Origin of the sequence: Rhodococcus rhodochrous, from assembly GCF_900187265.1 — a bacterium.
In the GTDB taxonomy this organism is placed as follows: Bacteria; Actinomycetota; Actinomycetes; order Mycobacteriales; family Mycobacteriaceae; genus Rhodococcus; species Rhodococcus rhodochrous.
The window spans coordinates 600,055-625,270 of the sequence record NZ_LT906450.1; the positions used below are offsets into that span (position 1 = coordinate 600,055).

Consider the following 25,216-nt stretch of genomic DNA (forward strand, 5'->3'; position numbering starts at 1 on the left):
CGAAGTCCGTGTTCTCGATCGGATGGTCAGGAAGCGGTCTCGAGCGCGGCGGCGAGGGTCTCGGCGGTCCGGGCCTGCCACTGAATGTAGTCGACACCTTCGGGCAGGGTTTCGAAAACCTCGACCACGGGGATGCCCGACGACTCTGCTGCCGTGCGCATCTCGCGGCTGATCCGGTCCTCGGTCTGCGGGTTGTAGATCAGGACGCGAACCTGCTTGTCGACCAACAACTGCCGTGTCGCCGCGATCGACGCCGGGGACGGATCGGTGCCGTTCTCGATGGCGTTGGTGAAGTCCGGGGGAGTGACGTCGTCGAGCATCGCGGCCGCGACGAGGTAATGGCCGATCGTCTCGGTCTGGGCGACGGGTGCATCGCGGTGCGTGTCGGCGAGCGTGTCGACGACATCCGCGACGTAGTGCAGGTTCTCGTGGAAGGCCGCGGCGTTGGCCTCGTAGACGGCGGCACCGTCGGGATCGAGTCCGGTGAGTTGCTCGGCGACGGCGTGCGCGACGGCGTCGGCGGTCGCGAGGTCGTACCAGACGTGCTCGTTGATGCCGCCGTGGTCGTGACCCTCGTGCGAGTGCCCGTCGCCGGCGACGTCGGCATCGGACGCCTCACCGCTGTCGTGTGACTGGTCCTCGGAAGCGGTTGTCTCCGAAGTGCTCTCGGCGGCGTCATCGGAGCCGTCCTCGTCGCCGTGATCGTGCCCGGCGTGCAGATCCGAGTACGCGCCGGATTCGAACAGGGCGAAGGCCTCCACGACCGCGGGCCTGTCCCCGGTGGCGTCCAGGATGTCGTCGACGAAGTGGTCGTAGCCACCGCCGTTGTAGACGACGAGCGAGGCGTCGGAGATCGCCGCGGCGTCGAGGGGGCTGGCCTCGTAGGAATGCGGGTCGGCGTTCGGTTCGGTGATGAGCGAGCGGACCTCGACGCGGTCTCCGGCGACGGCCTGCGCGATCGACCCCCACACGTTCGTGGAGGCGACGACGCTGATCTCGTCATCGTCGGCGGCGCCGGAGGTACCGGTGCCGCACGCGGCGAGTGCGGTCGCGCAGGCTACGGCGGCGGCTGCGAGGGCCGTGCGGGAGGACAGTCGCACAGTTCTTCTCCTGAGGATCGGCGGTCTTCGACGAACGGGGTCCGGAACGACCGAGCGACCGACCCAAACGTTATTGGTAACCGTTACCGTTCCACTTTAGCGGACGGCGCCGAGCCCTCCTACCGTCCCTGGGTGGTCGTGACCATGGACACAGGACTACGGTCCTCTCATGTCCAGGTCTCGTCAGCCGCGCCGACAGGCGACCCTGGCGTCGATTGCCGCCGAGTTGAAGATCTCCCGCACCACGGTCTCGAACGCGTACAACCGCCCCGACCAGTTGTCCGCCGAGCTACGCGAACGCGTCCTCGAAGTCGCAAAACGACGCGGATATGCCGGCCCGGATCCGATGGCGCGGTCGCTGCGCACCCGCAAGGCGGGAGCCGTGGGGGTCCTGCTCACCGAAGCGTTGAGCTACTCCTTCCGGGATCCCGCCGCCATGAGCTTCCTGTCGGGACTGTCCGAGGCCTGCGAAGCGGCCGGACAGGGACTGCTGCTCATCCCCGCCGGACCGGGCCGGACCGACGACGAGGCCGCACAGGTCGTGCACCGCTCGTCCGTCGACGGGTTCGTCGTCTACTCGGTCCCCGCCGAGGACCCCTATCTCGCGGCCGTGCTCGAACGGCACCTCCCGGTCGTCGCGTGCGACCAGCCGCGCGGTCTCGAGAACACCCCCGTGGTGGGCATCGACGACCGGCGGGCGATGCGCGATCTCGCCGCCCACCTCATCGAACTCGGCCACCGCCAGATCGGCATGCTGTCGATGCGCCTCGGCCGCGAACGGCACGACGGGGTCGTCGACCTGTCGACCCTCGAATCCGGTGCCTTCCACGTGCAGCGCGAACGCATCCGCGGCGTCCAGGACGCCATGAGCGCTGCAGGTCTGGCCCCCGAAACGCTCACCGTCGTCGAGCGCTACACCCACACCGCGGAGGACGGCCTGTCCGCCGCGGCACAGATCATGCGCGTCAACCCGCGGATCACCGCACTCGTGTGCACCACCGACGTGCTCGCGCTCGGTGCCCTCGCCTGGGCCAACCAGATGGGTCTCGACGTGCCCGGGCACCTGTCGATCACCGGCTTCGACGGCATCGACGAAGCGATCCGCGAAGGTCTCACGACCGTGCGCCAACCGCAGAAGGACAAGGGGAGGCGCGCCGGCGAACTGCTCCTCGCCGCCCCCTCGCACTCCGGCGTGCCCGCGCTCGAGACCCTGGGAACCCAACTGTGGTTCGGTGCCACCTCGGGCCGGGTCGAGAGCGAGTGGTACGCCGAGTGACCGGGCGGCCCCGCTCCTAGGTCAGCGCTGCCGGTCGCCCATGGCCTTCGCGCCCGACAGCAGTTGTGCGCAGCGCAGCAGACCGATGTGGCTGTACGCCTGCGGGTGGTTGCCCAGCGCACGCTCCGCGACGGGGTCGTACTCCTCGCTGAGCAGGCCGGTCGGTCCGGCCGCCGCGACCAGCTGCGCGAACAGGGCCTCGGCGTCGTTGCGCTGCCCGATCAGCAGGTAGGCCGCGACGAGCCACGCCGCGCACAGGTGGAAGCCGCCTTCGGCGCCCGGCAGACCGTCGTCGCTGTGGTAGCGGTAGACGGTCGCGCCGCTGCGCAGCTCCCGTTCGGTGGCCTGCACGGTCGCGCGGAACCGTTCGTCCTGCGGGTCGACGAGTCCGGTGAGGCCGATGAACAGGGTGGCCGCGTCGAGATCGGTGCCGTCGTAGGCCGAGGTGAACGACTGGACCTCGTCGTTCCAGCCCTTCTCGGTGACCTCCTCGGCGATCTCGTCGCGCAGCGCCGCCCAGCCCTCGCCGGCGGTCCGGCCGAACTTCTCGGCGAGCGTCAGTGCCCGGTCGACGGTCAGCCACCCCATGACCTTCGAGTACACGTGGTGGCGGGGTGCGTGGCGGATCTCCCAGATGCCGTGGTCCGGTTCGAACCAGCGCCGTTCGACCGCGGTGACCATCGAGCAGACGAGCTCCCAGTCCCGGTCGGTGAGGGCACGGTCGTGGGACACGCCGCGCGCCTCGCGGCTGTGCGCGAGGTCGGCGATCAGGTCGACGATCGGGCCGAAGACGTCGAGCTGCACCTGCTGGTTCGCCGCGTTGCCGACCCGCACGGGCCGCGAACCGGCGTATCCGGGAAGCGAGTCGATCACGGCCTCGGGCGGCAGCGGTCCGCCGGCGAGCGTGTACAGCGGGTGCAGACGTTCGGGGCCCGGCACGGTCTCGAGGACGCGGTGGACCCAGTCGAGATAGTTCTCGGCCTCCTCGAGGGATCCGACCCGCACGAGCGCCTGCGCCGTGAGCGCGGCGTCGCGCAGCCAGCAGTAGCGGTAGTCCCAGTTGCGGACACCGCCGATCTCCTCGGGGAGCGAGGTGGTCGCCGCGGCGAGGATCGAGCCCGTCGGACCGTGGACCAGCCCGCGCAGGGTGAGCGCCGAACGCTTCACGAGATCGGGCTTGAGCGGCGGCAGCTCGAGCTGGGACGCCCACGTGTGCCAGTATGCCTCGGACTGTGCCCGGCGCTCGACCTCCGGCACCGGGTGCTCATCGAGATCATCGGTGCCGCACCGGAGTTCGAGAATGATGTCGTTCTCGGTGGGGTCGACCACGGCGTGGGCCGTCTGGTGCACGCCGTCCGTCGTGATGTCCCACCGCACGCCGGGGGAGCGCAGGACGTAGGGCTCGTTGAAGCCCATGACGCGGATGCCGTCGTCCTCGACCTCGAGGGTGACCTGGCCCTGTCCGAACTCCGGTCGCGGGGCGAAGGTCACCACCGCGCTCGCGCGCCCGGTGATCACGCGCGTGAGGTCGGTACGGCCGGCCTCGACGTCGTGCGGGAGGTAGTCGATCACCGCGAGCGACGCCCACCGGGTCACCACCGTCATCGTCGAGTCGACGTAGCGCTGGCTGAGCGGCAGTGCCTGGCGGGTCGGGCCGATGGTGAAGTGACCGGCTGCGTCACCGCCGAGGAGATGGGCGAACACCGCCGCGGAATCGGGTTCGGGGTGGCACAGCCAGGTGATCGTGCCGTCGGGGGTGACGAGTGCCTTCGCGCGGGGACTCGCGAGCATGGTCAGGCGTTCGATCGGCGCGACGTGGGCGCCGGACAACCAGGTGCGACGTTCCTCGAGCAGGAACGCGAGTGCGGCGATGACCTCTTCGCTGGTGCGGACGCGGTACTCGGCGGCGGTGTCGCCGTCGCCGATCTTCACTCCGACGTCCGGGCCCTGCAGCGAACGGAAGGCCTTCTCGTCGGTCACGTCGTCGCCGAAGAAGACCGCCGCGCTGGCGGCTTCCTGGTGGCGGATGACGTCGAGCGCCTTGCCCTTGTCGGTGGGCACCACGGACAGCTCGATGACGGCCTTGCCTTCGGTGACCTGCACACCGGGCCGGAGCGCGAGGCCGCTGCGCACGAGATCGAGGGCCTGCTCGGCATCGGCGGGAGAGGCGTTGCGCACGTGCAGCGCGGCGCTCGCGGGCTTGGCCTCCACCTGCACGCCGTCGAACCGGGATGCCACCGAGTCCAGTCCCTCGACGATCGTGGCGAGGAGGTCCCTCGCGTCGGGATCGATCTCGTGGACGAATCCGATGTCGAACTCGGAGCCGTGGCTGCCGACGAGTTTGACCTCGACCGGCAGGCGCGACAGGGCGGCGAGATCCTTGAGAGCGCGTCCCGAGATGACGGCAGCCGACGTCGACGGCAGAGCGGCGAGGCCCCGCAGCGCCCGCACCGCATCGTCGTGCGGATAGGCCTTCTCGGGGTCGCTCACGATGGGGGAGATGGTGCCGTCGTAGTCGGTCGCCACGAGCAGACGGGGCGTCCGCGCGACAGCCACCAGAGCACGTCGAAGGTCAATCGGAAGATCGTGGGCACTCACCTGCTCCACGTTAGGTCAGAGCGGGGCACGACACCGACCCGGTGGGTATTCCGACCACGTGTTTCCGGTTACAGAAAGCGGCGGATCGGACGTCATGCGTCCGGCGCGAGCCCCGTCAGGCGTCCGGCGCGAGCGCCGTCATGCGTCCGACCCGACCGTCTTCGGCACGCGCGAGCCGTCGCCGAGCAGCAGATCCACGGTCAGTTCGAGTCGGCGGGCGACATCGGTGGCCGACGAACGGCGCGTGAGCCAGGCGACGAGATTCGACAGCCACACGTCGCTGATGACGCGTGCGATGGCGAGTTCTTCCTCGGTGGGCTCGCCGTCGTTCATCGCCCGTGCGAACAGTCGGTCCATGAGGGTGCCCACCTGGTCGACCTCGGCGGCGGCGGAGGCGTCGGCGAACATGAACGCCCGTGTCATGGCCTCGGTGAGCAGGGGGTCGCGCTGCATGGCCTTGGTGATCAGGCCCAGGATGAGGTGCATGCGCTCGAGGGGGCTGTGGCCGGGTGGGATCCGGCCCTTGCCTTCGATGCGGGCGAATTCACGGCCGAGGGCGGAGACCAGCAGGTGGACCTTGGACGGGAAGTACCGGTAGAGGGTGCCGACCGCGACGTCCGCGCGTTCTGCCACCGCCCGCATCTGCACGGCCTCGTAACCACCCTTCGACGCGAGCGCCAGGGTGGCGTCGAGAATCCGCTTGCGCCGTTCCTTCTGGGCATTGGAACTGAGATCGTCCTCGGTGAGGGCGGTCAGAGTTCCGTGTCCGTTGGCACGGGAGCGGGACGGGGTGGCCATAGATTCGTTTCCTCACGCCTTGACTCTGAATCGGTGTCATATTAGAACACGTTCTAGCAATGATGTCATTCGGAAGGGCGGAAACCGCTGTGAGTATCGCCACGACCGAGGAGCAGCGGGCCGTCCAGGCGTCTGTCCAGGCCTGGTCACGTGCCGTAGACCCCATGTCGACGATACGTCGCGCAGGTGATGCGACGTGGCGCGACGGCTGGTCCTCCCTCGCAGAACTCGGAATCTTCGGTGTTGCCGTCCCGGAGGAGGCGGGCGGCCTCGGCGCGACCGCCGTGGATCTGGCCGTCATGCTCGAGCAGGCCGCCCACGAACTCGCGCCGGGTCCGGTCCTGACCACCGCCGTGGCGGCCCTCGTGTTCGGCCGTGCCGGTGAGACCGTCGCCAAGACGGCGGAGCGACTCGCCGAGGGTGAGGTCCCCACCGCACTCGCTCTCGACTCCGGCGTGACCGTGGAGCCGGCGGGTGACGGAGTCCTGCTGCGCGGTGAGGCCGGGCCGGCCGTGGGTGCCGAAGCCGGGGTCGCCGTGCTCGTCCGTGTCGCGGGGGAAGGTGATCCGGCCGTCGAGAGCTGGGCGCTCGTCGAGGCGGACGATCCGGGTCTGCACATCGAACCGCTCGAGACCATCGACGCCTCCCGCGCGGTGGCCCGCGTCCGCCTCGACGGCGCGACGGTCCCGGCCGACCGGGTCGCGACCGTCCCGGCCGGCTTCGTGCGCGACCTCACCGCCGGTCTCGCCGCCGCGGAGCTGGCCGGTCTCGCCGGTTGGGCGCTGACCACGGCCGTCGAGTACGCGAAGATCCGCGAGCAGTTCGGGAAACCGATCGGTTCGTTCCAGGCCGTCAAGCACATCTGTGCCGAAATGCTCTGCCGCACCGAGAAGATCCGGGCCGTGGCGTGGGACGCCGCGGTCACCGTCGACGCGCAGCCCGACGAACTGCCGATCGCGGCGGCTGCCGCCGCGGCGGTCGCACTCGACGCTGCGGTGCAGACCGCCAAGGACGCGATCCAGGTGCTCGGCGGCATCGGGTTCACGTGGGAACACGACGCGCACTTCTATCTTCGCCGCGCGGTCGCGACCCGCCAGGTGCTCGGCGGTTCCACCGCGTGGCGATCGCGGCTGACGACCCTGGTCCGCGACGGTGCGCGCCGTCACCTCGGTATCGACCTGTCCGATCACGAGGAGGAACGCGCACGGATCCGCGCGGAGGTCGAGAAGATCACCGCCGCACCCGAATCCGAACGCCGTGTCGTCCTCGCCGAGTCGGGTCTGCTCGCGCCGCACTGGCCGCCGCCCTACGGTCGCGGAGCCGGTGCCGCCGAACAGCTCGTCGTCCAGGAGGAGCTCACCGCCGCCGGTATCGAACGTCCCGACCTCGTGATCGGCTGGTGGGCGGTTCCGACGGTCCTCGAACACGGAACACCCGAACAGATCGAGCGTTTCGTCATGCCCACCCTGCGCGGCGACGTGGTGTGGTGCCAGTTGTTCTCCGAACCCGGTGCCGGCTCGGACCTCGCGGCGCTGCGCACGAGCGCCGAGAAGGTCGACGGCGGATGGGTGTTGCGCGGACAGAAGGTGTGGACCTCGCTCGCGCAGCAGGCGGACTGGGCGATCTGCCTGGCCCGCACCGACCGCGACGTCCCCAAGCACAAGGGCATCACCTATTTCCTCGTCGACATGAAGTCGGCGGGCATCACGATCTCGCCGTTGCGCGAGATCACCGGCGACGCGTTGTTCAACGAGGTCTTCCTCGACTCGGTCTTCGTGCCGGACGACTGTGTGGTCGGCAATCTCGGCGACGGCTGGAAGCTGGCCCGCACGACCCTCGCCAACGAGCGCGTCGCGATGGGCGGCAAGTCGTCGCTGGGGCCGCGCATCGAGGAACTGCTCGAACTGTCGACCCCCGGCGATCCCGTCGCCGAGGACCGCATCGCGACGCAGATCGGGGAGGCGACGGTCGGTTCGCTCCTGGATCTGCGGGCGACCCTCGCGCAGCTCGAAGGTCAGGATCCGGGCGCCGCGTCCAGCGTCCGCAAGCTCATCGGTGTGCGGCAGCGGCAGGACACCGCCGAGCTCGCCATGGATCTCGCGGGCGAGGCCGGCTGGGTGGAAGGTCCGCTCACCCGGGAGTTCCTCAATACCCGGTGCCTGACGATCGCCGGGGGAACCGAGCAGATCCTGCTCACCGTGGCGGCCGAGCGGCTGCTGGGCCTGCCGCGGGGTTGAGCGGTCCTTCCGCGGGGCGCCCGGGAGTGCTACAACTAGAACACGTTCTATTCGAAGGTGGGTGACGGTGGACTTCGCACGTGACGAGACACAGGAGGAGATCGCCGGTGTGGCGGCCGGTCTCCTGAAACGCGGCCTCACCGACGACGCATTGTGGGCCGCGCTGGCCGACGCCGACCTGCTCTCGCTCGCCCTGCCGGAGCGTCTCGGCGGGTCGGGTCTCGGGCTCGGCGAAGTCGCCACCGTGCTCACCGAGATCGGACGCGGAGCCGCGCAGACCCCGGCCCTGGCCACCCTCGGCCTGGGCGTGCTGCCCGTCCTCGCGCTCGCCTCCGAGCAGCAACAGGACGACCTGCTCGCCGGTGTCGCCGAAGGAGCCGTGCTCACGGCCGCGCTCGGCGAACCGGGCCGTGCCTTCCCGGAGCAACCGGCCGCCACGGCGGTCGCCACCGACGGGGGTCACGCGGTCACCGGTTCGTTCGTCGCCGTGCCCTACGCCGACCGGGCGCGTGTGGTGCTGCTGCCCACCGACGCGGGCGTGGTCGCGGTGGCTCCCGATGCCGATGGTGTGACCCTGCGTCCGAGCCCCACCTCCACCGGCTCTCCCGAGTTCTCGGTGCGCGCCGACGGTGCCGTGGGTGTCCTGCTCGCCGAATCCGGCGCCGACGCCGTGGCGACACTCCATCGGATCGCGCTCGCCGCCGTGGCGGCCTTCGCGGACGGACTGCTCTCCGGAGCAACCGAACTCACCGCGAAGCACGTCAGCGAGCGGCACCAGTTCGGCAAGCCGCTCGCGACCTTCCAGGCAGTCGCGCAGCAGATCGCCGACGTCTACGTCACCGCGCGCACCCTGCACGTCGCGGCGTTGTCGTCGGTCTGGCGTCTGGCCGAAGGTCTCGACGCCGCGGACGATCTCGACGTCACCGCCTACTGGATCGCCGCCGAACTGCCACCGGCCATGCGGGTGCTGCACCATCTGCACGGCGGCGTGGGTGTGGACGAGACCTATCCGCTGCACAAGTACTCGTCGACCGCCAAGGACCTCGCCCGGTTGCTCGGCGGCGCCTCGTACCGACTCGACCTCGTGGGGGCCCGGTGTTCATCGATCTGACCGACGACCAGCGCGCACTGCAGGCCGAACTGCGGCGCTACTTCAGCAGCCTCGTCTCACCCGAGGAGGCCGCGATCATGCGCACGGAGCGGCACGGCCCCACCTATCGCGAGGTCGTGCGTCGCATGGGCAAGGACGGCTGGCTCGGCGTCGGCTGGCCCGTCGAGTTCGGCGGCCGCGGCTTCGGCGACGTGGAGCAGCAGATCTTCGCCAACGAGGCCGTTCGCGCCGATGTCCCGCTGCCGAGCGTCACCCTGCAGACCGTCGGCCCGACCCTGCAGGTCTACGGCACCGACGAGCAGAAGCGGAAGTTCCTGCCCGCCATCCTCGCCGGCGAGGTGCACTTCGCGATCGGCTACTCCGAACCGGAGGCGGGCACCGACCTCGCGGCCCTGCGCACCACCGCGGTCCGCGACGGCGACCACTACATCGTCAACGGGCAGAAGATCTTCACCACCGGTGGGCACGACGCCGACTACATCTGGCTCGCCGTCCGCACCGGCCCCGCCGACTCGCGTCACCGCGGCATCTCCGTGCTCATCGTCGACACGAAGGATCCCGGTTTCAGCTGGACCCCGATCATCACGTGCGACGGTGCCCACCACGTCAACGCCACCTACTACAGCGACGTGCGCGTACCCGTCGAGATGCTGGTCGGCGAGGAGAACAAGGGCTGGAAGCTCATCACCACCCAGCTCAACCACGAACGCGTCATGCTCGGCCCGGCCGGTCGCGTCGCCGGTATCTACGACCGGCTCGTCGAGTGGGTCAGCGCCCACGAACTCCAGGACCGCCCCGAGGTGCGACGCGCACTCGGTGAGATCCACGCGACCTGGCGGCTCAACGAACTCCTCAACTGGCAGGTCGCGGCGAGCAGCAACGACGCCGTCGACATCGCCGACGCCTCGGCGACCAAGGTGTTCGCCACCGAGCGGATCCAGCGGGTCGGTCGCCTCGCCGAGGAGATCGTCGGTGCCTTCGGCGATCCGGCCGACGACGACACCGCCGAACTGCTCCGCTGGCTCGACATGATGGCCAAACGCAATGTCGTCATCACCTTCGGCGGTGGCGTCAACGAGGTGATGCGCGAACTGATCGCCACCGCCGGTCTGGGCATGCCGCGGGTCCCGCGGTGAGGCAGGAGAATTCGGTGACACGAGATGTTCGGGGGAAGACCCCCGAGGAGATCCTGCAGGCGGCCGAGAGGGTCCGCGGCGACGGCCCGTCCGCGCCGCGACCCGGCCGTGATCCGGTGAACATGCCGATGATCCGCAACTGGCTCGAGGCGATCGGCGACGACAATCCGATCTACACCGACGAGACCGCGGCGATCGCCGCCGGTCACGGCGGTCTCGTGGCCCCGCCCGCGATGGCGCAGGTATGGACGATGCGCGGCCTCGGCGCCGAGCGCGAGAAGGACGACCCGCTCGGCCGGATGACGCAGATCCTCGACGACGCCGGGTACACCTCGGTGGTCGCCACCAACTGCGACCAGATCTACCACCGCTACCTGCGTCACGGCGAGCAGGTGACGATCGAATCCACCCTCGAGGACGTCGTGGGCCCGAAGCGGACCGGACTCGGAGAGGGATGGTTCTTCACCACCCGCAACCTGTGGAAGGTCGGCGACGAGGTCGTCGCCGAGATGCTCTTCCGCATCCTGAAGTTCGCGCCGCCGTCGAAGGACGAGCGCGCGGAGACGTCGGAGGACCGGCCCACATCCGCGGTACCCGACGATCTCGACCCCACGCGGATGCTCCGCCCGTCCGTCTCCCGCGACACGCAGTTCTTCTGGGACGGTGTGGCCGCCCACGAACTGCGCGTCCAGCGACGCCCCGACGGCACCCTGCAGCACCCACCCGTCCCGGCGCTGTGGCTCGAGAAGTCGGAGACCACCGACTACGTCGTGTCCTCCGGTCGCGGAACGGTGTTCAGCTTCGTCGTCCACCACGCACCCAAGGTGCCGGGGCGACAGGTGCCCTTCGTCGTCGCGCTCGTCGAACTCGACGAGGGTGTCCGGATGCTCGGTGAACTCCGCGACGTCGATCCCGGGCAGGTACGCATCGGGATGCCGGTCGAGGTCACCTTCCTCGATTTCCCCGGTGACGACGAGACCGGTGGGCAGCCGTGGACGCTGTACGCCTGGAAGCCCCTCGAGGAGGACGTGTGAGCACCCCGACCGTCACGACGGGCGAGAGCCTGCCCTCCCTCGAGATCCACGCCGATCCCACCTTCATCGTGTCGACGGCTCTGGCCACCCGCGACTTCCAGGACGTGCACCACGATCGCGACAAGGCTCAGCAGCGCGGATCGAAGGACATCTTCGTCAACATCCTCACCGACACGGGCCTCGTGCAGCGCTACGTCACCGACTGGGCCGGCCCCCGCGCGGTGGTGAAGTCGATCTCGCTGAGACTGGGGGTGCCCTGGTACGCCTACGACACCCTGACCCTCTCGGGCACCGTCGCGTCCGTCGAGGACGGATTGGTCACCGTCGACATCACCGGTACCAACAGACTGGGTGAACACATCACGGCCACAGCAACTTTCGTGATCGGAGGCACCGCATGAGCGGCCTGTCGGGTGCAGCGGCGATCGTCGGGATCGGTGCGACCGACTTCTCGAAGGACTCCGGCCGCAGCGAACTCCGCCTCGCCGCCGAAGCGGTGCGCGCCGCCCTCGACGACGCGGGGCTGACCCCGGCCGACGTCGACGGTCTGGTCTCGTTCACGATGGACACCAACACCGAAGTGGCCGTGGCTCGTTCGGTGGGGATCCCGCACCTGAAGTTCTTCTCCCGCATCCACTACGGCGGCGGTGCGGCGTGCGCGACGGTGCAGCAGGCGGCGATGGCCGTCGCGACCGGCGTGGCCGACGTGGTGGTCGCGTACCGGGCGTTCAACGAGCGGTCCGGCGCGCGGTACGGACAGGTCAACACTGCCCTTGCCGCACAGGTGAATTCGTCGGGAACCGACAACGCGTTCTCCTACCCGCACGGACTGAGCACACCGGCCTCGTTCGTCGCGATGGTCGCGCAACGCTACATGCACGTCTCCGGTGCGACGAGCGCCGACTTCGGCGCCGTGGCGGTCGCGGATCGGGCGCACGCCGCCACCAACCCGAAGGCGTTCTTCCACGGCAAGCCGATCACGCTCGAGGACCACCGGAACTCGCGGTGGATCGCCGAGCCGCTGCACCTGCTCGACTGCTGCCAGGAATCGGACGGCGGCGTCGCGATCGTCGTCACCAGCGCCGAGCGGGCGAAGGACCTGAAGCAGACCCCGGCGGTGATCGCGGCCGCGGCGCAGGGGAGCGGACCCGATCAGTACATCATGACCAGCTACTACCGGGACGGGCTCACAGGCCTGCCGGAGATGGGCATCGTCGGCGACCAGTTGTGGGAGCAGGCGGGCATCGGGCCGCAGGACATCGCCACGGCCGTGCTCTACGACCACTTCACCCCGTACGTGCTCATGCAGCTCGAAGAACTCGGTTTCTGCGGCCGCGGCGAGGCCAAGGACTTCGTCGCCGACGGCATCCAGGTGGGCGGACGGCTACCGATCAACACGCACGGCGGTCAGCTGGGCGAGGCCTACATCCACGGCATGAACGGCATCGCGGAGGGCGTACGGCAGATCCGGGGCACGGCCGTCAACCAGGTCGACGACGTCGACCACGTCCTGGTCACGGCAGGAACGGGAGTTCCGACCTCGGGTCTGGTGCTGTCGCGGTCCTGACACCGTTCCCCTCCCACGGCGGGGCGGGCGTGCCTACGATGAGGGCTCATACTCCGGTGGGATCCCTGTGGGAGGACCCGTGTCGGTCACGGACGGACATGTCGTGCACCCGACCCGCGAACAGCGGGTCCAGAACGGTCTCGCCGCTCGCAGGGTCACTCCCGTCGAGTCGCTGGCCGAGCTCGGGGAGTTGTCCCGGGATCCGATCGCCCTGCTCGAGAGTCAGGCGCAGACCCGCGTCCCGCAGCTCGTCCCGGTCCGGTACGGACGCATGGCGACGTCGGCGTTCGCGTTCTTCCGCGGTGCTGCGCTGGTGATGGCCGACGATCTGTCGCGAACCCCGAACAGCGGTCTGCACACCCAACTGTGCGGCGACGCCCACGCGAGCAATTTCGGTCTGTTCGCGACCCCCGAACGCAGAACGGCCTTCGACGTCAACGACTTCGACGAAACCTATCCGGGGCCGTTCGAATGGGACGTCAAGCGCCTGGTCGCGAGCCTCGAGATCGCCGGTCGCGACAACGGGTTCACCGCGAAGGAACGCCGGAAGATCACCCGGGCGTGTGCGGCGGAATACCGCGAAACCATGTGCAGACAGGCGCAACTCGGGAACATGGCCGTGCGCTACGCGCATCTCGATCCGACCGCGGAGATGGCGGAGCTCGGCGGGAAGCTCAGCGCCCGGATGGAGAAGCGCACCCGCAAAGCGCTCGAGAAGGCCTCGCGCCGCGACAGTCTCCAGGCACTGGAGAAGCTGACCACCATCATCGACGGTCACCGCCGGATCATCAGCGATCCGCCGCTCATCGTGCCTGTCGAAGAGGTCTTCGCCGACCTCGACGCCGAGGCGATCTACGACGAGTTGTACGGCCGTGTCCGTGCGTACCGGGCGACGCTGCAGTGGGACCGCCGGGTCCTTCTCGAACAGTTCGAGCTGGTCCAGGCCGCGCGGAAGGTCGTCGGAGTGGGCAGCGTCGGCACGCGGGCGTGGATCCTCCTGCTGCGCGGTGCGGACGACGACGATCCGCTGTTCCTGCAGGCGAAGGAGGCGCAGCGTTCGGTGCTGTCGTACTACGTCGACGGTCCGGCCTTCCGGAACGAGGGCGAACGCGTCGTGAACGGTCAGCGGCTGATGCAGTCGGCGAGCGACATCTTCCTCGGCTGGCAGCAGGGCGCCGGAGCCGACGGCGTGAACCGGGACTTCTACATCCGTCAGCTCCGCGACGGCAAGGGTTCGGCGGTAATCGAGGAGATGGCGCCCAAGGGCATGAAGCTCTACGGCCGACTCTGCGGCCGGGTGCTCGCCTACGCCCACGCCCGGGCCGGCGACCGGATCGCGGTGGCTGCCTATCTCGGCACGGACGAGGAGTTCGACGAGGCGCTCTCGTCGTTCGCGGTGTCCTACGCCGACCGCAACGAGCGCGACCTGCAGGCGCTGCACGACGCCGTCGAACAGGGACGAGTGAAGGTCCGGACCGGACTCTGATCCCCGTTCGTGTCCCGGACACGTCCGCTGTCCGGGACTCACTCACCTGTCTTCTCCCTCGGCGCGGTACAAGGGAGGCGATCACGCGCCGACGGAAGGACGTCATGATGGGTTTCGAGGGCAGGGTCGCATTCGTGACGGGAGCGGCGCGGGGCCAAGGACGCTCGCACGCCGTCGCATTCGCCGAAGCAGGGGCCGACGTGGTCGTCTGCGACCGGTGCTCCGACTCACCGGTGGTGGGATATCCGCTGGCGACAAAGGAGGACCTCGCGGAGACGGTGCGACTCGTCGAGGCGACCGGTCGCCGAGTCGTCTCCGCGACACTCGACACCGCCGACCGTCCGGCGATGGACGCTCTGGTCGCCCGTGCCCACGCCGAACTCGGACGGATCGACATCGCGGTCGCCAATGCCGGGGTGTCGGTGGCGGCACCGGTGCACCGCATGCCGCAACAGATGTGGGACGAAGCGATCGCGTCCAATCTCACCGGGGTGTTCAACACCGTCGCCGCGGTCGCGCCCGGGATGATCGAGCGCGGCTACGGACGCATCGTCACGGTGTCGTCGATGCTCGGCCGAGCGGGCAACACCAACATGGCCGCATATGCGGCGTCGAAATGGGGCGTGATCGGCCTGACGAAGAGCGCGGCCCTGGACCTCGCGCAGAACGGCATCACCGTCAACGCCGTCGCCCCGGGCAACATTTCCACGCCGATGATCCACAACGACGCGCTCTACGGGATGCTGCGGCCCGACCTCGAACATCCGACCGCCGACGATGTCGCCCCGGTGTTCACCTCCCTGCACGCACAACCGGTGCCGTGGCTCGACCCGGCCGAGATCACCCGTGCGGTCCTGTTCTTCGCCGACGAGGCGTCCGCACACATCTCCGGCACCGTGCTGCCGATCGATGCCGGCAACGCCGCCCGGGTGACGGGCTGAGCGATCCGCCCGGCGGAGCGATGAGAAAACCCGTCGAATCGTGTCGGTCTCTTCGTGCACACTGTGCTCACCACCACAGTCAGGGAGAAACTCATGGCCGACGCCATAGTTGCAGAAGGACTGATCAAGACATACGGGAAGGTCAGAGCGCTCGACGGGGTCGATCTGCGGGTACCGGAGGGGACGGTCACCGCACTGCTCGGTCCCAACGGCGCCGGTAAGACCACCACGGTGCGGGTGCTGACGACACTGCTCGTCCCCGATGCCGGTCGCGCCGAAGTGGCGGGATACGACGTCCTCACCGAAGCGCGGGAACTCCGTTCCCGGATCGGAGCGTCGGGGCAGTACGCGGCGGTCGACGAATATCTCACGGGCTTCGAGAACCTCGAGATGGTCGGCCGGCTGTACCACCTCGGCGTCAAACGGAGTCGCCTCCGGGCACGCGAGCTCCTCGAACAGTTCGATCTCGAGGAAGCGGGCGATCGCCCGGTGAAGGGTTATTCGGGCGGTATGCGACGCCGCCTCGACCTCGCCGGTGCGCTCGTTGCCGATCCTCCGGTGCTGTTCCTCGACGAACCCACGACGGGTCTCGATCCGCGGGCCCGCCTCGGGTTGTGGGACGTCATCGACACCCTCGTGCAGCGCGGCACCACGCTGCTGCTCACGACGCAGTACATGGACGAGGCCGAACGCCTCGCCGACGACATCGTCGTGATCGATCGGGGCACGGTCATCGCCCGCGGCACGGCCGACGAGCTCAAGAGCCGCGTCGGTGGCGAACGCATCGAACTCGCCGTGACCGACACCGACCAGCGTGAGCGGGCGGTCCACGAGCTCGAATCGGTGGCATCCGGGGAGATCAGGGTCGAACGCAGCACCGGTCGCATCACGGTGCCGGTCAGCGGCGACTCGGGCGGCGGAGCCGACGGGCTCGTGACGGCGCTGGGGAAGCTGTCGGCCGCGGGCATCCGGGTCTCCGACGTCGCTCTGCGGAAACCGACCCTCGACGACGTGTTCCTCACGCTCACCGGTCGCGGGACGGACGAGAAGGTCGAGGAGGCGGTGTCGTGAACACACTCGAGATGGTCGCATCCGACGGCCTGACCATCGCCAAGCGCAACATGATCAAGATCAAGCGTGTGCCGGATCTGCTGGTGTTCACGACGCTGTCGCCGATCATGTTCGTGCTGTTGTTCGCCTACGTCTTCGGCAGTGCGATCGACGTTCCCGGCGTCTCGTACCGGGAGTTCCTCATCGCAGGCATCTTCACCCAGACGGTCATCTTCGGGTCCACGTGGACGGGCCTCGGGATGGTCGAAGACCTGCAGAAGGGCATCATCGACCGGTTCCGGTCGCTGCCGATGGCCCCGTCCGCGGTGCTCATCGGCCGTACCAGCACCGACGTGCTGATCAACGTGCTCAGTCTCGTGGTGATGTCGTTGACCGGTCTGCTCGTGGGGTGGCGGATCAACACCTCGGTCGGTGAGGCGCTCGCCGGCTACCTGTTGCTGTTGTTGTTCGCCTACGCCCTGTCGTGGGTGATGGCCGTGATCGGCATGTGGATCCGCACACCCGAGGTCTTCAACAACGCGAGCTTCATGGTGATCTTCCCGTTGTCGTTCATCGCGAACACGTTCGTCGATCCGTCGTCGATGCCGACGGTGCTGCGCGTCATCGCCGAATGGAATCCCATCTCGGCGGTCACGCAGGCGGTCCGCGAACTGTTCGGCAACACCAATCCCATGGTGCCACCACCCGACGTATGGCCCCTGCAGAATCCGATCCTCGCGTCGCTGCTGTGGACGGCTCTGATGCTGATCGTGTTCGTGCCGTTCGCGATTCGCAGGTATCAGAAGGCCGTCAGCCGCTGACCGACAACGTCCGCCCGGCGAGCGGCGTCACCCCGGGTAGGGCGCGTACCGACGCTGACGCAACAGCGTCGCCAGGTGCACGGCATTGCGGGCGACCGATTCGGTGGTCGAGCGCACCGCTTCGGGGATCTCGTCGAGATCCTTGAAGTCGGTGCCCGACATCGCCTCGCCGTTCCAGTAGGTCGAGCCCTGGGCGGGGATCGAGAAACCGATGTCGTTGAGGCTCTGGAACAGGTCGGCGACGATCTTGTGCGCGCCGTCCTCGTTGCCGACGACCGCGGCGATCCCGACCTTGCCCACCATGCGCGGCCTGTTCTCGTCGTCGGTGTTCGACAATTCGGCATCGAGCCGCTCGAGGACGCGCTGGGCGACGCTCGACATGTGTCCCACCCAGGTCGGTGTGGCGACGAGCAGGATGTCGGCCGAGGCGATGCGCTCGACGATCTCCGGCCATTGATCACCGTCGCCCATGTCGGCCTCGACGCCGGGCCTGACGTCGAAGTCGACGACCCGGACGGTTTCGACGCTGACGTCGTGCTTCGACAGTGCGCCGAACACGTGCGCCACCATCTTGTCGGTGCTGGACTCGGCGGGGGACGGCTTGAGCGTGCAGTTCAGGGCCACGGCGTGCAGTGCTGTCATGTGCCGGGGATACCCGAGTCACGCCACGACAATCGGCTGCAGCACGAGAATCGGCCACAGCACGACGATCAGCGACCGCGTGCGGCAGCCCACCCGTCGATCGCCGCCGAGAACTCGAACGAGGTGGGCAGCAGGGCCACCTGATCGGCGGGGCCGGGCTGCAGCGGTCCGAGCTCCTCGAGGCTGTGGTTCGCGGTGGTGAAGTGCTCGAACTGCAGGTCGGTGTGGGAGAGGGCGTTCCGCAGCGGCTCGACCTGCGCGCAGCTGATGTTCAGGTCCTTGTCGGAGCAGGTGAGCAGCACCGGGGTGTCGGCCGCCAGTTCTGCGGCGAGTTCGACCGGATCGAGCTTGTCGGATTCGAAGAGGAACTTGGCGTTCGCGGGGTTCATTCCGAACTGCGCGAGGACCGGGTGCAGGTCGGTGGGGAAGGCCCCGGTCGTCCGCAGCGACTCGACGGCACGCGACAGGTCGGCCCGGACCGCCTCACCGTCGGGGCCGAGCTGTCCGGAATCCACCACGGCATTCAGCTGGGCCGACAGGAGGTCCAGATAGCGCATCGGCAGCGGAGCGAGGAATGCGAAACCGTCTCCGATGCCGCGATCGGCCAGCGCGAGCGCGGTCAGTGCACCCTCGCTGTGTCCGAGGACGAGGATCTCCTCGGGGGAGACTCCGGTGCGTTCGGCGAGCAGGCGCACCGCAGCTTCGGCGTGGTCGACCTGCTCGGTGAAGCCGTACTCGCCGACGGTCTCGACGGTGTAGGACCCGAGACCCGTCTCGCCGGCCCCGATCTTGTCGAAGCGCAGGCTCGCGATGCCGTGGGCGGCGAGTGCGTCCGCGGTACGCACCAGGGTGTCGGCCGCGACGCCGGGCTGGTTGCCGTTGCGATCGGTGGTACCGCTGCCCGGGAGCAGCAGTGCGGCGGCCACCGCGGCTCCGTCCGGGTTGCGGAGGCTGCCGTGGAAGGTGGTGCCGTCGGCCTCGAAGGTCACCGGGGCGTCGGTGCCGTTCGACACGGCGACCGAACCCGTGTCAGGAAGGGCCACCGAGGTTCCTGCGAGTGTCACGCCTCCCGCGAGAACCAGCACGGGCACAGCAGCAGCACCGATCCACCTTCGCACGTTCCGCATGATGCGAACCCTAGCAAAGGACTGCGCTGTGTCCGTGATGAGCGAGGACGCCCGGGGGTCAGGGAAGCAGGGTGTCGATGAAGGTGTTGCTGAACACCCGGTGCGGATCGAGACGGTTGTATACCGCGCGAGCCGAATCCCAGTTCTCGTCCGACGGAACACCTTCTCGGTAGGTGTCGGGCAGGCCCTGCGTCAGGATCTGTTCGTCCGTGTACGGCAGGTCGGGACCGAACGCCCAGCCCTTCGACCATTCCGGCCGGAAGGTCGAGTCGCTTCCGTTGTACCGCTGCCGCATCCACTGCTCCATCTCCCGGTAGAAGGCGAACATGCCGGGAGTTCCCGGGACACCGAGAACGTTGAGCCAGATGGCGGTGTCCCATTCCGGGTGGTCGGGACGCGGACGGGTCGACGCGATCGTCGGCGGTCCCGCAGACGGGACGAGGACGTCCTCCGGCTGATCCAGTCCGCAGCACCGGATCTCGACCGGACCGTTGAGGGGGAACTGTCCCAGGCTGCGGTAGTGCTCGATGCGCTCGGAGAACCAGTGCGCGAAGTCGTGGATCACGTTGGCGATGTTGGCGCGGTTCGTGAGCACCGCACCGCCGCCCTCGGTGAGGCGCAGGGTGGTGGCCTTGATGTAGAACTGCAGATCCTTCGACCAGCCCCAGATGTCGGACGATCCCGTCGCCGCCAGACCGGCCACCGTCACGCCGTAATAGGTCTGCCCGAAAGCCGGTGCGATCGAAGTGTTCCCGGCCGTGATCTGCCCCAGCAGGTCGGTGATCGGCTCGGGCACGTTGTCTGAGAACGGGTAGTTGTACGGCCCGGTGACCTCCCGCGAGGTGGCCGGCTTCTCCGGTGCGAGCGACCACACCTTCATCCACGGACGTTCCGTGAACGGATACCAGATCGCCTCGGCCCGCCCCGCCGAATCGACGAACGACTCGAAGGTCCGACCCGGCGCGCCGGCGGGCGAGAACAGTTCCTGCCAGGTGATGTCGGTGAAGGACTGGCAGCGCATGCGGTAGTTCGGTCCGGCCTGCAACGTGACGGACGTGATGAACGTCCGGCCGAGATGCGTGAGCAGCGGGGTGATCTCGGGATCGGCGCGGGTGAAGGTACGCAGTGCGTAGGCGCTGCCGTCCCACACGACGGCGGTCAGTTCGGTCACGAGATTGCTCAGCGACCCGAAGGTGTGGCCGGGGAGGGTGGATTCACCGTTGGCGGGCAGGGCGGCGCCGTGCGCGTTGACGGCGAGCGCCCCGGCGATCGACAACACGCCGGGCGCAGGAAGATTCGCGAGTCCGAGACCGTGGGCCTGCAATGCAGTGGTGATGGCGTCGAGCGTCGCGCCGGGACCTGCCGTGACGGTCGCGGGGGAGCCGCCGGGGCTCACCTGGACCCAGTCGAGATGGAGCATGGTGTCGGCGAGGATCACCCGGTCGACGGGTGCACCGTTGACGATCGTCAGCGGTGTCCAGCCGTGCATGGCCCCCCGCGGACGGATGGTGTATCCGTTCTCGTGCGCCCAGTTCACCAGGCGCACCACGTCGTCCGGGGTGCGAGGCGCGCAGGTCCAGATGGCGTCCAGCATGATCTCCTTGGACCAGTTCTGGTACGCCTGCTGGTACAGATCGATGCCGTCGGGGAACGCCGGGGGAGTGGGGAGCGTCGAGGCGGCGGACCCGGAAGGGACGGCATGGACCGGGGTCCATCCACCGAGGGCGGAGACCGCCAACGCACCGGCGCCGGCCGCGAGGAAACCGCGCCGCGACAGGCGCGGCGACGAATCACGAAGTGTCATATTCGCATGTCGCTCTTTCGGGAGGGCGTGGCGATCACGCCACGGTGAGTACCACGTCGGCCAGGGCTGGGGCGAGATCGCGTTCGACGACGGAGGCGGTCACGAGCTTGCGGTCTCCGTCGTTCCACACGCGCACCCGAAGGGTCTCTCCGGGGAAGACCACACCGGCGAACCGGGCGCGGAATCCCTTCACGCGCGATGCGTCGGCGTCGAGCAGACCGTCGGTCACCGCCTTGCACACGATGCCGTAGGTGCACAGCCCGTGCAGGATCGGTGCCGGGAAGCCCGCCGCGGATGCGAACTCGGGATCGGAGTGGAGGGGGTTGCGGTCGCCGCACAGTCGGTAGAGCAGCGCCTGCTGTGGAAGGGTCGGCACGTCGAACTCGGCGTCCGGTTCACGATCGGGATACTCCACCGACTCCGACGGGCCGCGCTCGCCGCCGAAACCACCCTCACCGCGGGCGAAGATCGACGACCGCGCGGTCCACAGGGGATTGCCGTCGAGATCCTCGGTCACCGATTCCTGCACGACGACCGCGGCCTTGCCCTTGTCCCACACCTCGGCGATGCGGGTGACCGTGCGGCCCTTGCCCGATGCGGGGATGGGCGCGTGCACGGTCACCTCCTGGCTGCCGTGGACGACCTTGGCGAGATCGATCTCGATCCCGGGGAACGAGACCTTCGGCGGCTCGACCTGGTGGAAGGTCGCGGCGACCGTCGCGAAGGTGGGGAGCACCTGGGGATCCCTGTCCCGGAGGTAACGCAGCTCGCCTGCGTCGGTGGGGTGGGACCCGGCGCCGATGCCGAGGTTGTAGAGCTGGACATCGGTGCTGCTCCACTCGAATTCCTGGGCGGGCAGTTCGGCTCCGACGGCAACCGAAGGATCGATGGGCACAGGCGCTTCCTTTCTACGGCTCTGACTCGGGTCGATCGGGTCACACGGTGTCGGCGGATTCTCGCAGTTCCTCGGTGCGTTCGTCACCCGTGCGATCCAGGATGTCGAGGGCCGCGAGATAGCCGAAGGTCATCGCCGGTCCGATGGTGGCACCGGGCCCGGCGTAGGTGTGACCCATGACCGGGGAGCTGGCGTTACCGGTCGCGTACAGGCCGTCGATCACGCTGCCGTCCTCGCGCACCACCCGGCCGTGGACGTCGGTGACGAGCCCGCCCTTGGTGCCGAGATCGCCGGGGACCACCTTGAACGCGTAGAACGGGGCCTTGTCGACCACGCCGAGGCTCGGATTCGGCTTGTTGCGCGGATCCCCGTAGTAGTGGTCATAGTGGGATTCGCCGCGGCCGAAGTCCTCGTCCTTGCCGGCCCGGGCGAAGCCGTTGAACCGCTGCACCGTCTCGGTGAGGGCGTCGGCCGGTACCCCGATCTTCTCGGCGAGTTCGGCGACGGAACCGGCCTTGACGAGCACCCCGGCCTCGAGCCACCGGCGGGGGAAGGGAGTGCGGGGGGTGATGCCGGCGAAGGTGTAGCGGTCGCGGTAGCGCTGATCGAGGATCAGCCAGCTGGGGATGTTCTCGCCCGGTCCCTCGCCGCGTCCGTGCTTGCCGCCGTACATCGCATGCGTCGCTTCGACGTAGGGCGCCGACTCGTTGACGAAACGCTTGCCCGCGGCGTTGACCATGAGGCACCCGGGGAGGCTGCGTTCCGACAGTGCGAACCACGGGCCGCCGGTGAGGGTGAAGGACGGTCCCCACCAGGCGTCGTCCATGAAATCGACTGCGGCGCCCAGCTTCTGTCCGGCGCGGATGCCGTCGCCGGTGTTCGCCTTCGCCCCCACGGTCCACTCGGTGCCGATCGGCTGACGCTGGTATTGCGCCCGCATCTCGGCGTTGTGCTCGAAACCGCCGCTCGCGATGATCACGCCCTTGCGGGCACGGATGACGCGCGTCTCGCCGTTCGCGACCACCTCGACGCCGCGCACGGCGCCGCCCTCGACGACGAGGTCGGTGAGCGCCGTCTCCAGCAGCAGGGGCACACCGGCGTCACGCAGACCGATCCGCAGACCGGCCATGAGTGCCTGGCCTCGGACGAGCAGGTGCTTCTTGGTGATGTTCGCCCAGACGAACCGGGCGCCGACCCGCATGGCGCGAATCGGTCCGCGCGGGTTCCGCATGAGCAGGTTCAGCCACTTGTAGTCGGCCTGGGTGATGACGAAGTTCTTGGGAGCGCGGGCGTAGTCGGGTTCGAGGAGAGCGAGATCCTCGCCGAGACGGCGACCGTCGAAGGGTGTCGGTTCCACCGAACGGCCACCGGGACGTCCGCCCGGCGCCTCGGGGTAGTAGTCGGAATAGCCCGGCACCCACTGCAGTTCGAGTGCGCTGTTCTTCAGGACGAAGGAGAGCATCTCCGGTCCGCGATCGATGTAGGTGTCGATCTTCTCGGCGGGTACGTCGTCGCCGATGATGCTGTGGAGGTATTTCCGGGCCTCCTCGGGTGTGTCGTCCACCCCGGCGGCCTTCAGGGCCTCGTTGTTGGGGATCCACACACCGCCGCCCGATCGGGCGCTCGACCCGCCGTAGCGTGGCGCCTTCTCGATCAGGACCACGTCGGCGCCCTTGCGGGCTGCGGTGATGGCGGCGGTCATTCCGCCGGCACCGCTGCCGACGACAACGATGTCGTACTCCTGCTTCGTCATGTAGAACACGTTATAGAAATGGCGGTGCCGAGTCCATCCCCGAATACGAAGAGTCCTGGACGTGAGGCGAACACGCGGCGACACCGACACTGGAACGCGATATCGGCCGGAACGACGAGCGACGGCACCGTCCGATGGGGACGGTGCCGTCGCGGGGTCGTTGCAGGTCGGGATCGATCAGGATCGGGCCGGTCGGGTGGGAGACCCGTCCGGTACAGGAAGGGTGCCGTCGAGCACGGCCCGGTCGATGCTCTCCCGGAGTCGCGGGCATCCTTCACGCGGTGTGATGGACGAACCTCGGAGCGAGGCGGTCTCGCGGAAGGTCGGGCACACGGTGTCCGGATCGTCCTGCCACTGCACGCTCGTGTGCGAGAGGCTGTTCTTGCGCACCAGTACGCAGGTACCGCACTCGTGGCACTGCACCTCGTGCTGGCCCGACTCCAGGTAGTTGATCTTGTCGATCGCGGTCTGGGCGGCGACGGCCTCGGCCCGCTCGGGCCATTGGGAGAAGTCCGGGGATTTCGCCCATCTGCTCCGCCGGGTCGAGGCGCTCATCGTCACACCTCCGCTTCCTGCTTGCCTTGTTCTTCCTCGCGCTTCTTGCGCTCGAGATTCTCGGCGACCTCCTTCTCCCAGGCCTCGTTGGCCTTGGCGGTGTCGACCTCGAACTCGAAGCGGCCCGTCATCTTCTCCGTCACGTCGGCGACGTCGACGTAGAACTGCTCGTACCAGCGACGGAGCTGGTAGACCGGACCATCCTCCTCGCACAGCAGCGGATTCTCGATCTTGGTCTTGTTCTTCCAGATCTCGACGTCCTGCAGGAAGCCTTCACCGACACCCTCGGTGAGCTTGGCGGCCAGCACGTCGGACTGCTCGGGTGACATGCCCTGCGGCTTCTTGACGATGATGCCGTACTGCAGCATGAACGAATCGTGCGTGATCGGGTAATGGCAGTTGATCAGTACGGATTCGGTCTGGTACCCGCCGTAGTTGTTCTTGAGCGGATTGATCATGTAGGAGGGGCCGTAGTAGGCCGCGTACGACTCGAGGGTCGACTCCAGGCCGTACTGCGTCGCCATGCCCTTGTCCGGCCGGCCCCGGGTGTTGAGGTACTGCTCCGCGATGTGCCCTTCGAAGACGTTCTTGAAGAACGTGGGGAAGGCGTAGTGGATGTAGAAGAAGTGCGCCATGTCGACGACGTTGTCGATGATCTCGCGACAGTTGGAACCTTCGATCCGGATCTGGTTCCAGGTCCAGTCCGTCCACTCGTCCGAGCCGTACTGCTCGATCTCGGGGATCGTGACCTCCGGGGGCGGGGTGTTGCCCTCGGGGTCGTTCCACACGAACAGCTGGCCGTGCTTCTCCATCGTTATCCACGAACGGGTGCGGGCCAGCGGGGGAACGCGCCTGGCATACGGGATGTCCGTGCACTTGCCGTTGCCGCCCCAGCGCCAGTCGTGGAACGGGCACGCAACCGAATCGCCCTTGATCTCGCCCTGTGACAGGTCGCCGCCCATGTGACGGCAGTACGCGTCGAGCACCTTCGGTTCGCCGTTGCTGTCGGCCCACACCACGAGTTTCGTGCCGAAGGCCTCGACGGCGTGGGGCTTGCCGTCCTTGAACGTGCGACTGAGGCCGAGGCAGTGCCAGCCTCGCGCGAAACGCGTCCGGACCTCTCCGACGTCGATCTCGCGAATCTGTGCCATGTCCGCTCACTTCCTTCCGGAAATCTCTTCTAGAACACGTTATAGAATTCGCGTCCCGAGGGGAAGGGTTCGGGGACTTTGGTCCCGCCATAGGGATTGTCTACCTGCGAATGCGGCGCGTCTCGACACGAATA

At 68.3% G+C, this 25,216-nt stretch carries 21 protein-coding genes; 11 read left to right on the top strand and 10 right to left on the bottom strand.

Translation table 11 applies throughout. The features are described from left to right. Window positions 1-26: 26 nt before the first annotated feature. Window positions 27-1,100: a metal ABC transporter solute-binding protein, Zn/Mn family gene (locus CKW34_RS02785; RefSeq protein ID WP_059382572.1), complete on the bottom strand. Its 1,074-nt coding sequence runs from the start codon at window positions 1,098-1,100 to the stop codon at window positions 27-29. Between the two features lie 169 nt (window positions 1,101-1,269). Here CKW34_RS02785 and CKW34_RS02790 point away from each other — a divergent pair, with 169 nt between their 5' ends. Next, entirely contained in the window at window positions 1,270-2,376 is a 1,107-nt protein-coding gene (locus CKW34_RS02790; RefSeq protein WP_059382571.1) for a LacI family DNA-binding transcriptional regulator, read from the top strand. Window positions 2,377-2,397: 21 nt separating this feature from the next. Here CKW34_RS02790 and otsB read toward each other — a convergent pair whose 3' ends face one another. Beyond that, window positions 2,398-4,974 carry a trehalose-phosphatase gene (gene otsB / locus CKW34_RS02795; protein ID WP_059382636.1) on the bottom strand — a complete coding sequence of 859 codons (2,577 nt, stop codon included), beginning with the start codon at window positions 4,972-4,974 and terminating at the stop codon, window positions 2,398-2,400. 138 nt (window positions 4,975-5,112) lie between these two features. Beyond that, window positions 5,113-5,772, bottom strand: a complete 660-nt coding sequence (kstR, locus tag CKW34_RS02800; protein ID WP_059382570.1) for a cholesterol catabolism transcriptional regulator KstR — start codon at window positions 5,770-5,772, stop codon at window positions 5,113-5,115. A gap of 89 nt (window positions 5,773-5,861) precedes the next feature. On the opposite strand from kstR, the gene CKW34_RS02805 reads away from it, so the two are divergent. The 10 genes from CKW34_RS02805 to CKW34_RS02850 all read left to right on the top strand — a co-directional run bounded on the left by CKW34_RS02805 (window position 5,862) and on the right by CKW34_RS02850 (window position 17,155). After that, window positions 5,862-8,009: an acyl-CoA dehydrogenase gene (locus tag CKW34_RS02805; RefSeq protein ID WP_059382569.1), complete on the top strand. Its 2,148-nt coding sequence runs from the start codon at window positions 5,862-5,864 to the stop codon at window positions 8,007-8,009. A 67-nt stretch (window positions 8,010-8,076) separates the two neighbouring features. After that, a complete protein-coding gene (locus CKW34_RS02810) occupies window positions 8,077-9,120 on the top strand; it encodes an acyl-CoA dehydrogenase family protein (RefSeq protein WP_059382568.1) in 1,044 nt (347 codons plus the stop codon). Beyond that, window positions 9,105-10,256, top strand: a complete 1,152-nt coding sequence (locus tag CKW34_RS02815) for an acyl-CoA dehydrogenase family protein (RefSeq protein ID WP_059382567.1) — start codon at window positions 9,105-9,107, stop codon at window positions 10,254-10,256. The genes CKW34_RS02810 and CKW34_RS02815 overlap by 16 nt, the downstream gene beginning before the upstream one ends. Before the next feature lie 14 nt (window positions 10,257-10,270). After that, window positions 10,271-11,290, top strand: coding sequence for a bifunctional MaoC family dehydratase N-terminal/OB-fold nucleic acid binding domain-containing protein (locus CKW34_RS02820; RefSeq protein WP_059382635.1), 1,020 nt, complete (start codon window positions 10,271-10,273; stop codon window positions 11,288-11,290). Beyond that, window positions 11,287-11,691 carry a MaoC family dehydratase gene (locus CKW34_RS02825; RefSeq protein WP_059382566.1) on the top strand — a complete coding sequence of 135 codons (405 nt, stop codon included), beginning with the start codon at window positions 11,287-11,289 and terminating at the stop codon, window positions 11,689-11,691. The genes CKW34_RS02820 and CKW34_RS02825 overlap by 4 nt, the downstream gene beginning before the upstream one ends. Next, on the top strand, window positions 11,688-12,857 hold the full coding sequence (locus CKW34_RS02830; RefSeq protein WP_059382565.1) for a lipid-transfer protein: 1,170 nt from the start codon (window positions 11,688-11,690) through the stop codon (window positions 12,855-12,857). Before CKW34_RS02825 ends, CKW34_RS02830 begins: the two co-directional genes overlap by 4 nt. A gap of 79 nt (window positions 12,858-12,936) precedes the next feature. After that, window positions 12,937-14,343, top strand: a complete 1,407-nt coding sequence (locus CKW34_RS02835) for a DUF2252 domain-containing protein (RefSeq protein ID WP_059382634.1) — start codon at window positions 12,937-12,939, stop codon at window positions 14,341-14,343. A 104-nt stretch (window positions 14,344-14,447) separates the two neighbouring features. Continuing rightward, window positions 14,448-15,284 (top strand): mycofactocin-coupled SDR family oxidoreductase, encoded by an 837-nt coding sequence (locus tag CKW34_RS02840; RefSeq protein WP_174479626.1) that lies wholly within the window; start codon window positions 14,448-14,450, stop codon window positions 15,282-15,284. 93 nt (window positions 15,285-15,377) lie between these two features. Then, a complete protein-coding gene (locus tag CKW34_RS02845; protein ID WP_059382633.1) occupies window positions 15,378-16,355 on the top strand; it encodes an ATP-binding cassette domain-containing protein in 978 nt (325 codons plus the stop codon). Window positions 16,356-16,366: 11 nt separating this feature from the next. Continuing rightward, window positions 16,367-17,155 (top strand): ABC transporter permease, encoded by a 789-nt coding sequence (locus tag CKW34_RS02850; protein ID WP_174479627.1) that lies wholly within the window; start codon window positions 16,367-16,369, stop codon window positions 17,153-17,155. Between the two features lie 27 nt (window positions 17,156-17,182). Here CKW34_RS02850 and CKW34_RS02855 read toward each other — a convergent pair whose 3' ends face one another. From CKW34_RS02855 to CKW34_RS02885, 7 genes are all read right to left on the bottom strand, one after another. Continuing rightward, the gene (locus CKW34_RS02855) at window positions 17,183-17,797 is read right to left on the bottom strand and encodes a flavodoxin family protein (protein WP_059382562.1); all 615 of its coding nucleotides are present in this window, start codon (window positions 17,795-17,797) and stop codon (window positions 17,183-17,185) included. A 68-nt stretch (window positions 17,798-17,865) separates the two neighbouring features. Then, window positions 17,866-18,840 carry an alpha/beta hydrolase family protein gene (locus CKW34_RS02860; protein ID WP_231921786.1) on the bottom strand — a complete coding sequence of 325 codons (975 nt, stop codon included), beginning with the start codon at window positions 18,838-18,840 and terminating at the stop codon, window positions 17,866-17,868. A gap of 142 nt (window positions 18,841-18,982) precedes the next feature. Next, window positions 18,983-20,728, bottom strand: a complete 1,746-nt coding sequence (locus CKW34_RS02865) for a cholesterol oxidase substrate-binding domain-containing protein (protein ID WP_059382560.1) — start codon at window positions 20,726-20,728, stop codon at window positions 18,983-18,985. Between the two features lie 34 nt (window positions 20,729-20,762). Beyond that, complete coding sequence (locus tag CKW34_RS02870) at window positions 20,763-21,623, bottom strand: MaoC/PaaZ C-terminal domain-containing protein (protein ID WP_059382559.1); 861 nt, start codon at window positions 21,621-21,623, stop codon at window positions 20,763-20,765. Between the two features lie 40 nt (window positions 21,624-21,663). After that, window positions 21,664-23,376, bottom strand: coding sequence for a 3-oxosteroid 1-dehydrogenase (kstD, locus tag CKW34_RS02875; protein ID WP_174479625.1), 1,713 nt, complete (start codon window positions 23,374-23,376; stop codon window positions 21,664-21,666). A 177-nt stretch (window positions 23,377-23,553) separates the two neighbouring features. Then, window positions 23,554-23,931, bottom strand: a complete 378-nt coding sequence (locus tag CKW34_RS02880; protein WP_059382557.1) for a hypothetical protein — start codon at window positions 23,929-23,931, stop codon at window positions 23,554-23,556. 2 nt (window positions 23,932-23,933) lie between these two features. Next, window positions 23,934-25,082: a Rieske 2Fe-2S domain-containing protein gene (locus CKW34_RS02885; RefSeq protein ID WP_059382556.1), complete on the bottom strand. Its 1,149-nt coding sequence runs from the start codon at window positions 25,080-25,082 to the stop codon at window positions 23,934-23,936. Window positions 25,083-25,216: the final 134 nt, after the last annotated feature.

What these genes read in the sequence shown, in the direction of transcription:
- CKW34_RS02790 (WP_059382571.1), top strand. Translation starts at nt 1,270, where the DNA reads ATGTCCAGGTCTCGTCAGCCGCGCCGACAGGCGACCCTGGCGTCGATT.
- kstR (WP_059382570.1), bottom strand. Translation starts at nt 5,772, where the DNA reads ATGGCCACCCCGTCCCGCTCCCGTGCCAACGGACACGGAACTCTGACC.
- CKW34_RS02830 (WP_059382565.1), top strand. Translation starts at nt 11,688, where the DNA reads ATGAGCGGCCTGTCGGGTGCAGCGGCGATCGTCGGGATCGGTGCGACC.
- CKW34_RS02840 (WP_174479626.1), top strand. Translation starts at nt 14,448, where the DNA reads ATGATGGGTTTCGAGGGCAGGGTCGCATTCGTGACGGGAGCGGCGCGG.
- CKW34_RS02845 (WP_059382633.1), top strand. Translation starts at nt 15,378, where the DNA reads ATGGCCGACGCCATAGTTGCAGAAGGACTGATCAAGACATACGGGAAG.
- CKW34_RS02850 (WP_174479627.1), top strand. Translation starts at nt 16,367, where the DNA reads ATGGTCGCATCCGACGGCCTGACCATCGCCAAGCGCAACATGATCAAG.
- CKW34_RS02855 (WP_059382562.1), bottom strand. Translation starts at nt 17,797, where the DNA reads ATGACAGCACTGCACGCCGTGGCCCTGAACTGCACGCTCAAGCCGTCC.
- CKW34_RS02865 (WP_059382560.1), bottom strand. Translation starts at nt 20,728, where the DNA reads ATGACACTTCGTGATTCGTCGCCGCGCCTGTCGCGGCGCGGTTTCCTC.
- kstD (WP_174479625.1), bottom strand. Translation starts at nt 23,376, where the DNA reads ATGACGAAGCAGGAGTACGACATCGTTGTCGTCGGCAGCGGTGCCGGC.
- CKW34_RS02880 (WP_059382557.1), bottom strand. Translation starts at nt 23,931, where the DNA reads ATGAGCGCCTCGACCCGGCGGAGCAGATGGGCGAAATCCCCGGACTTC.
- CKW34_RS02885 (WP_059382556.1), bottom strand. Translation starts at nt 25,082, where the DNA reads ATGGCACAGATTCGCGAGATCGACGTCGGAGAGGTCCGGACGCGTTTC.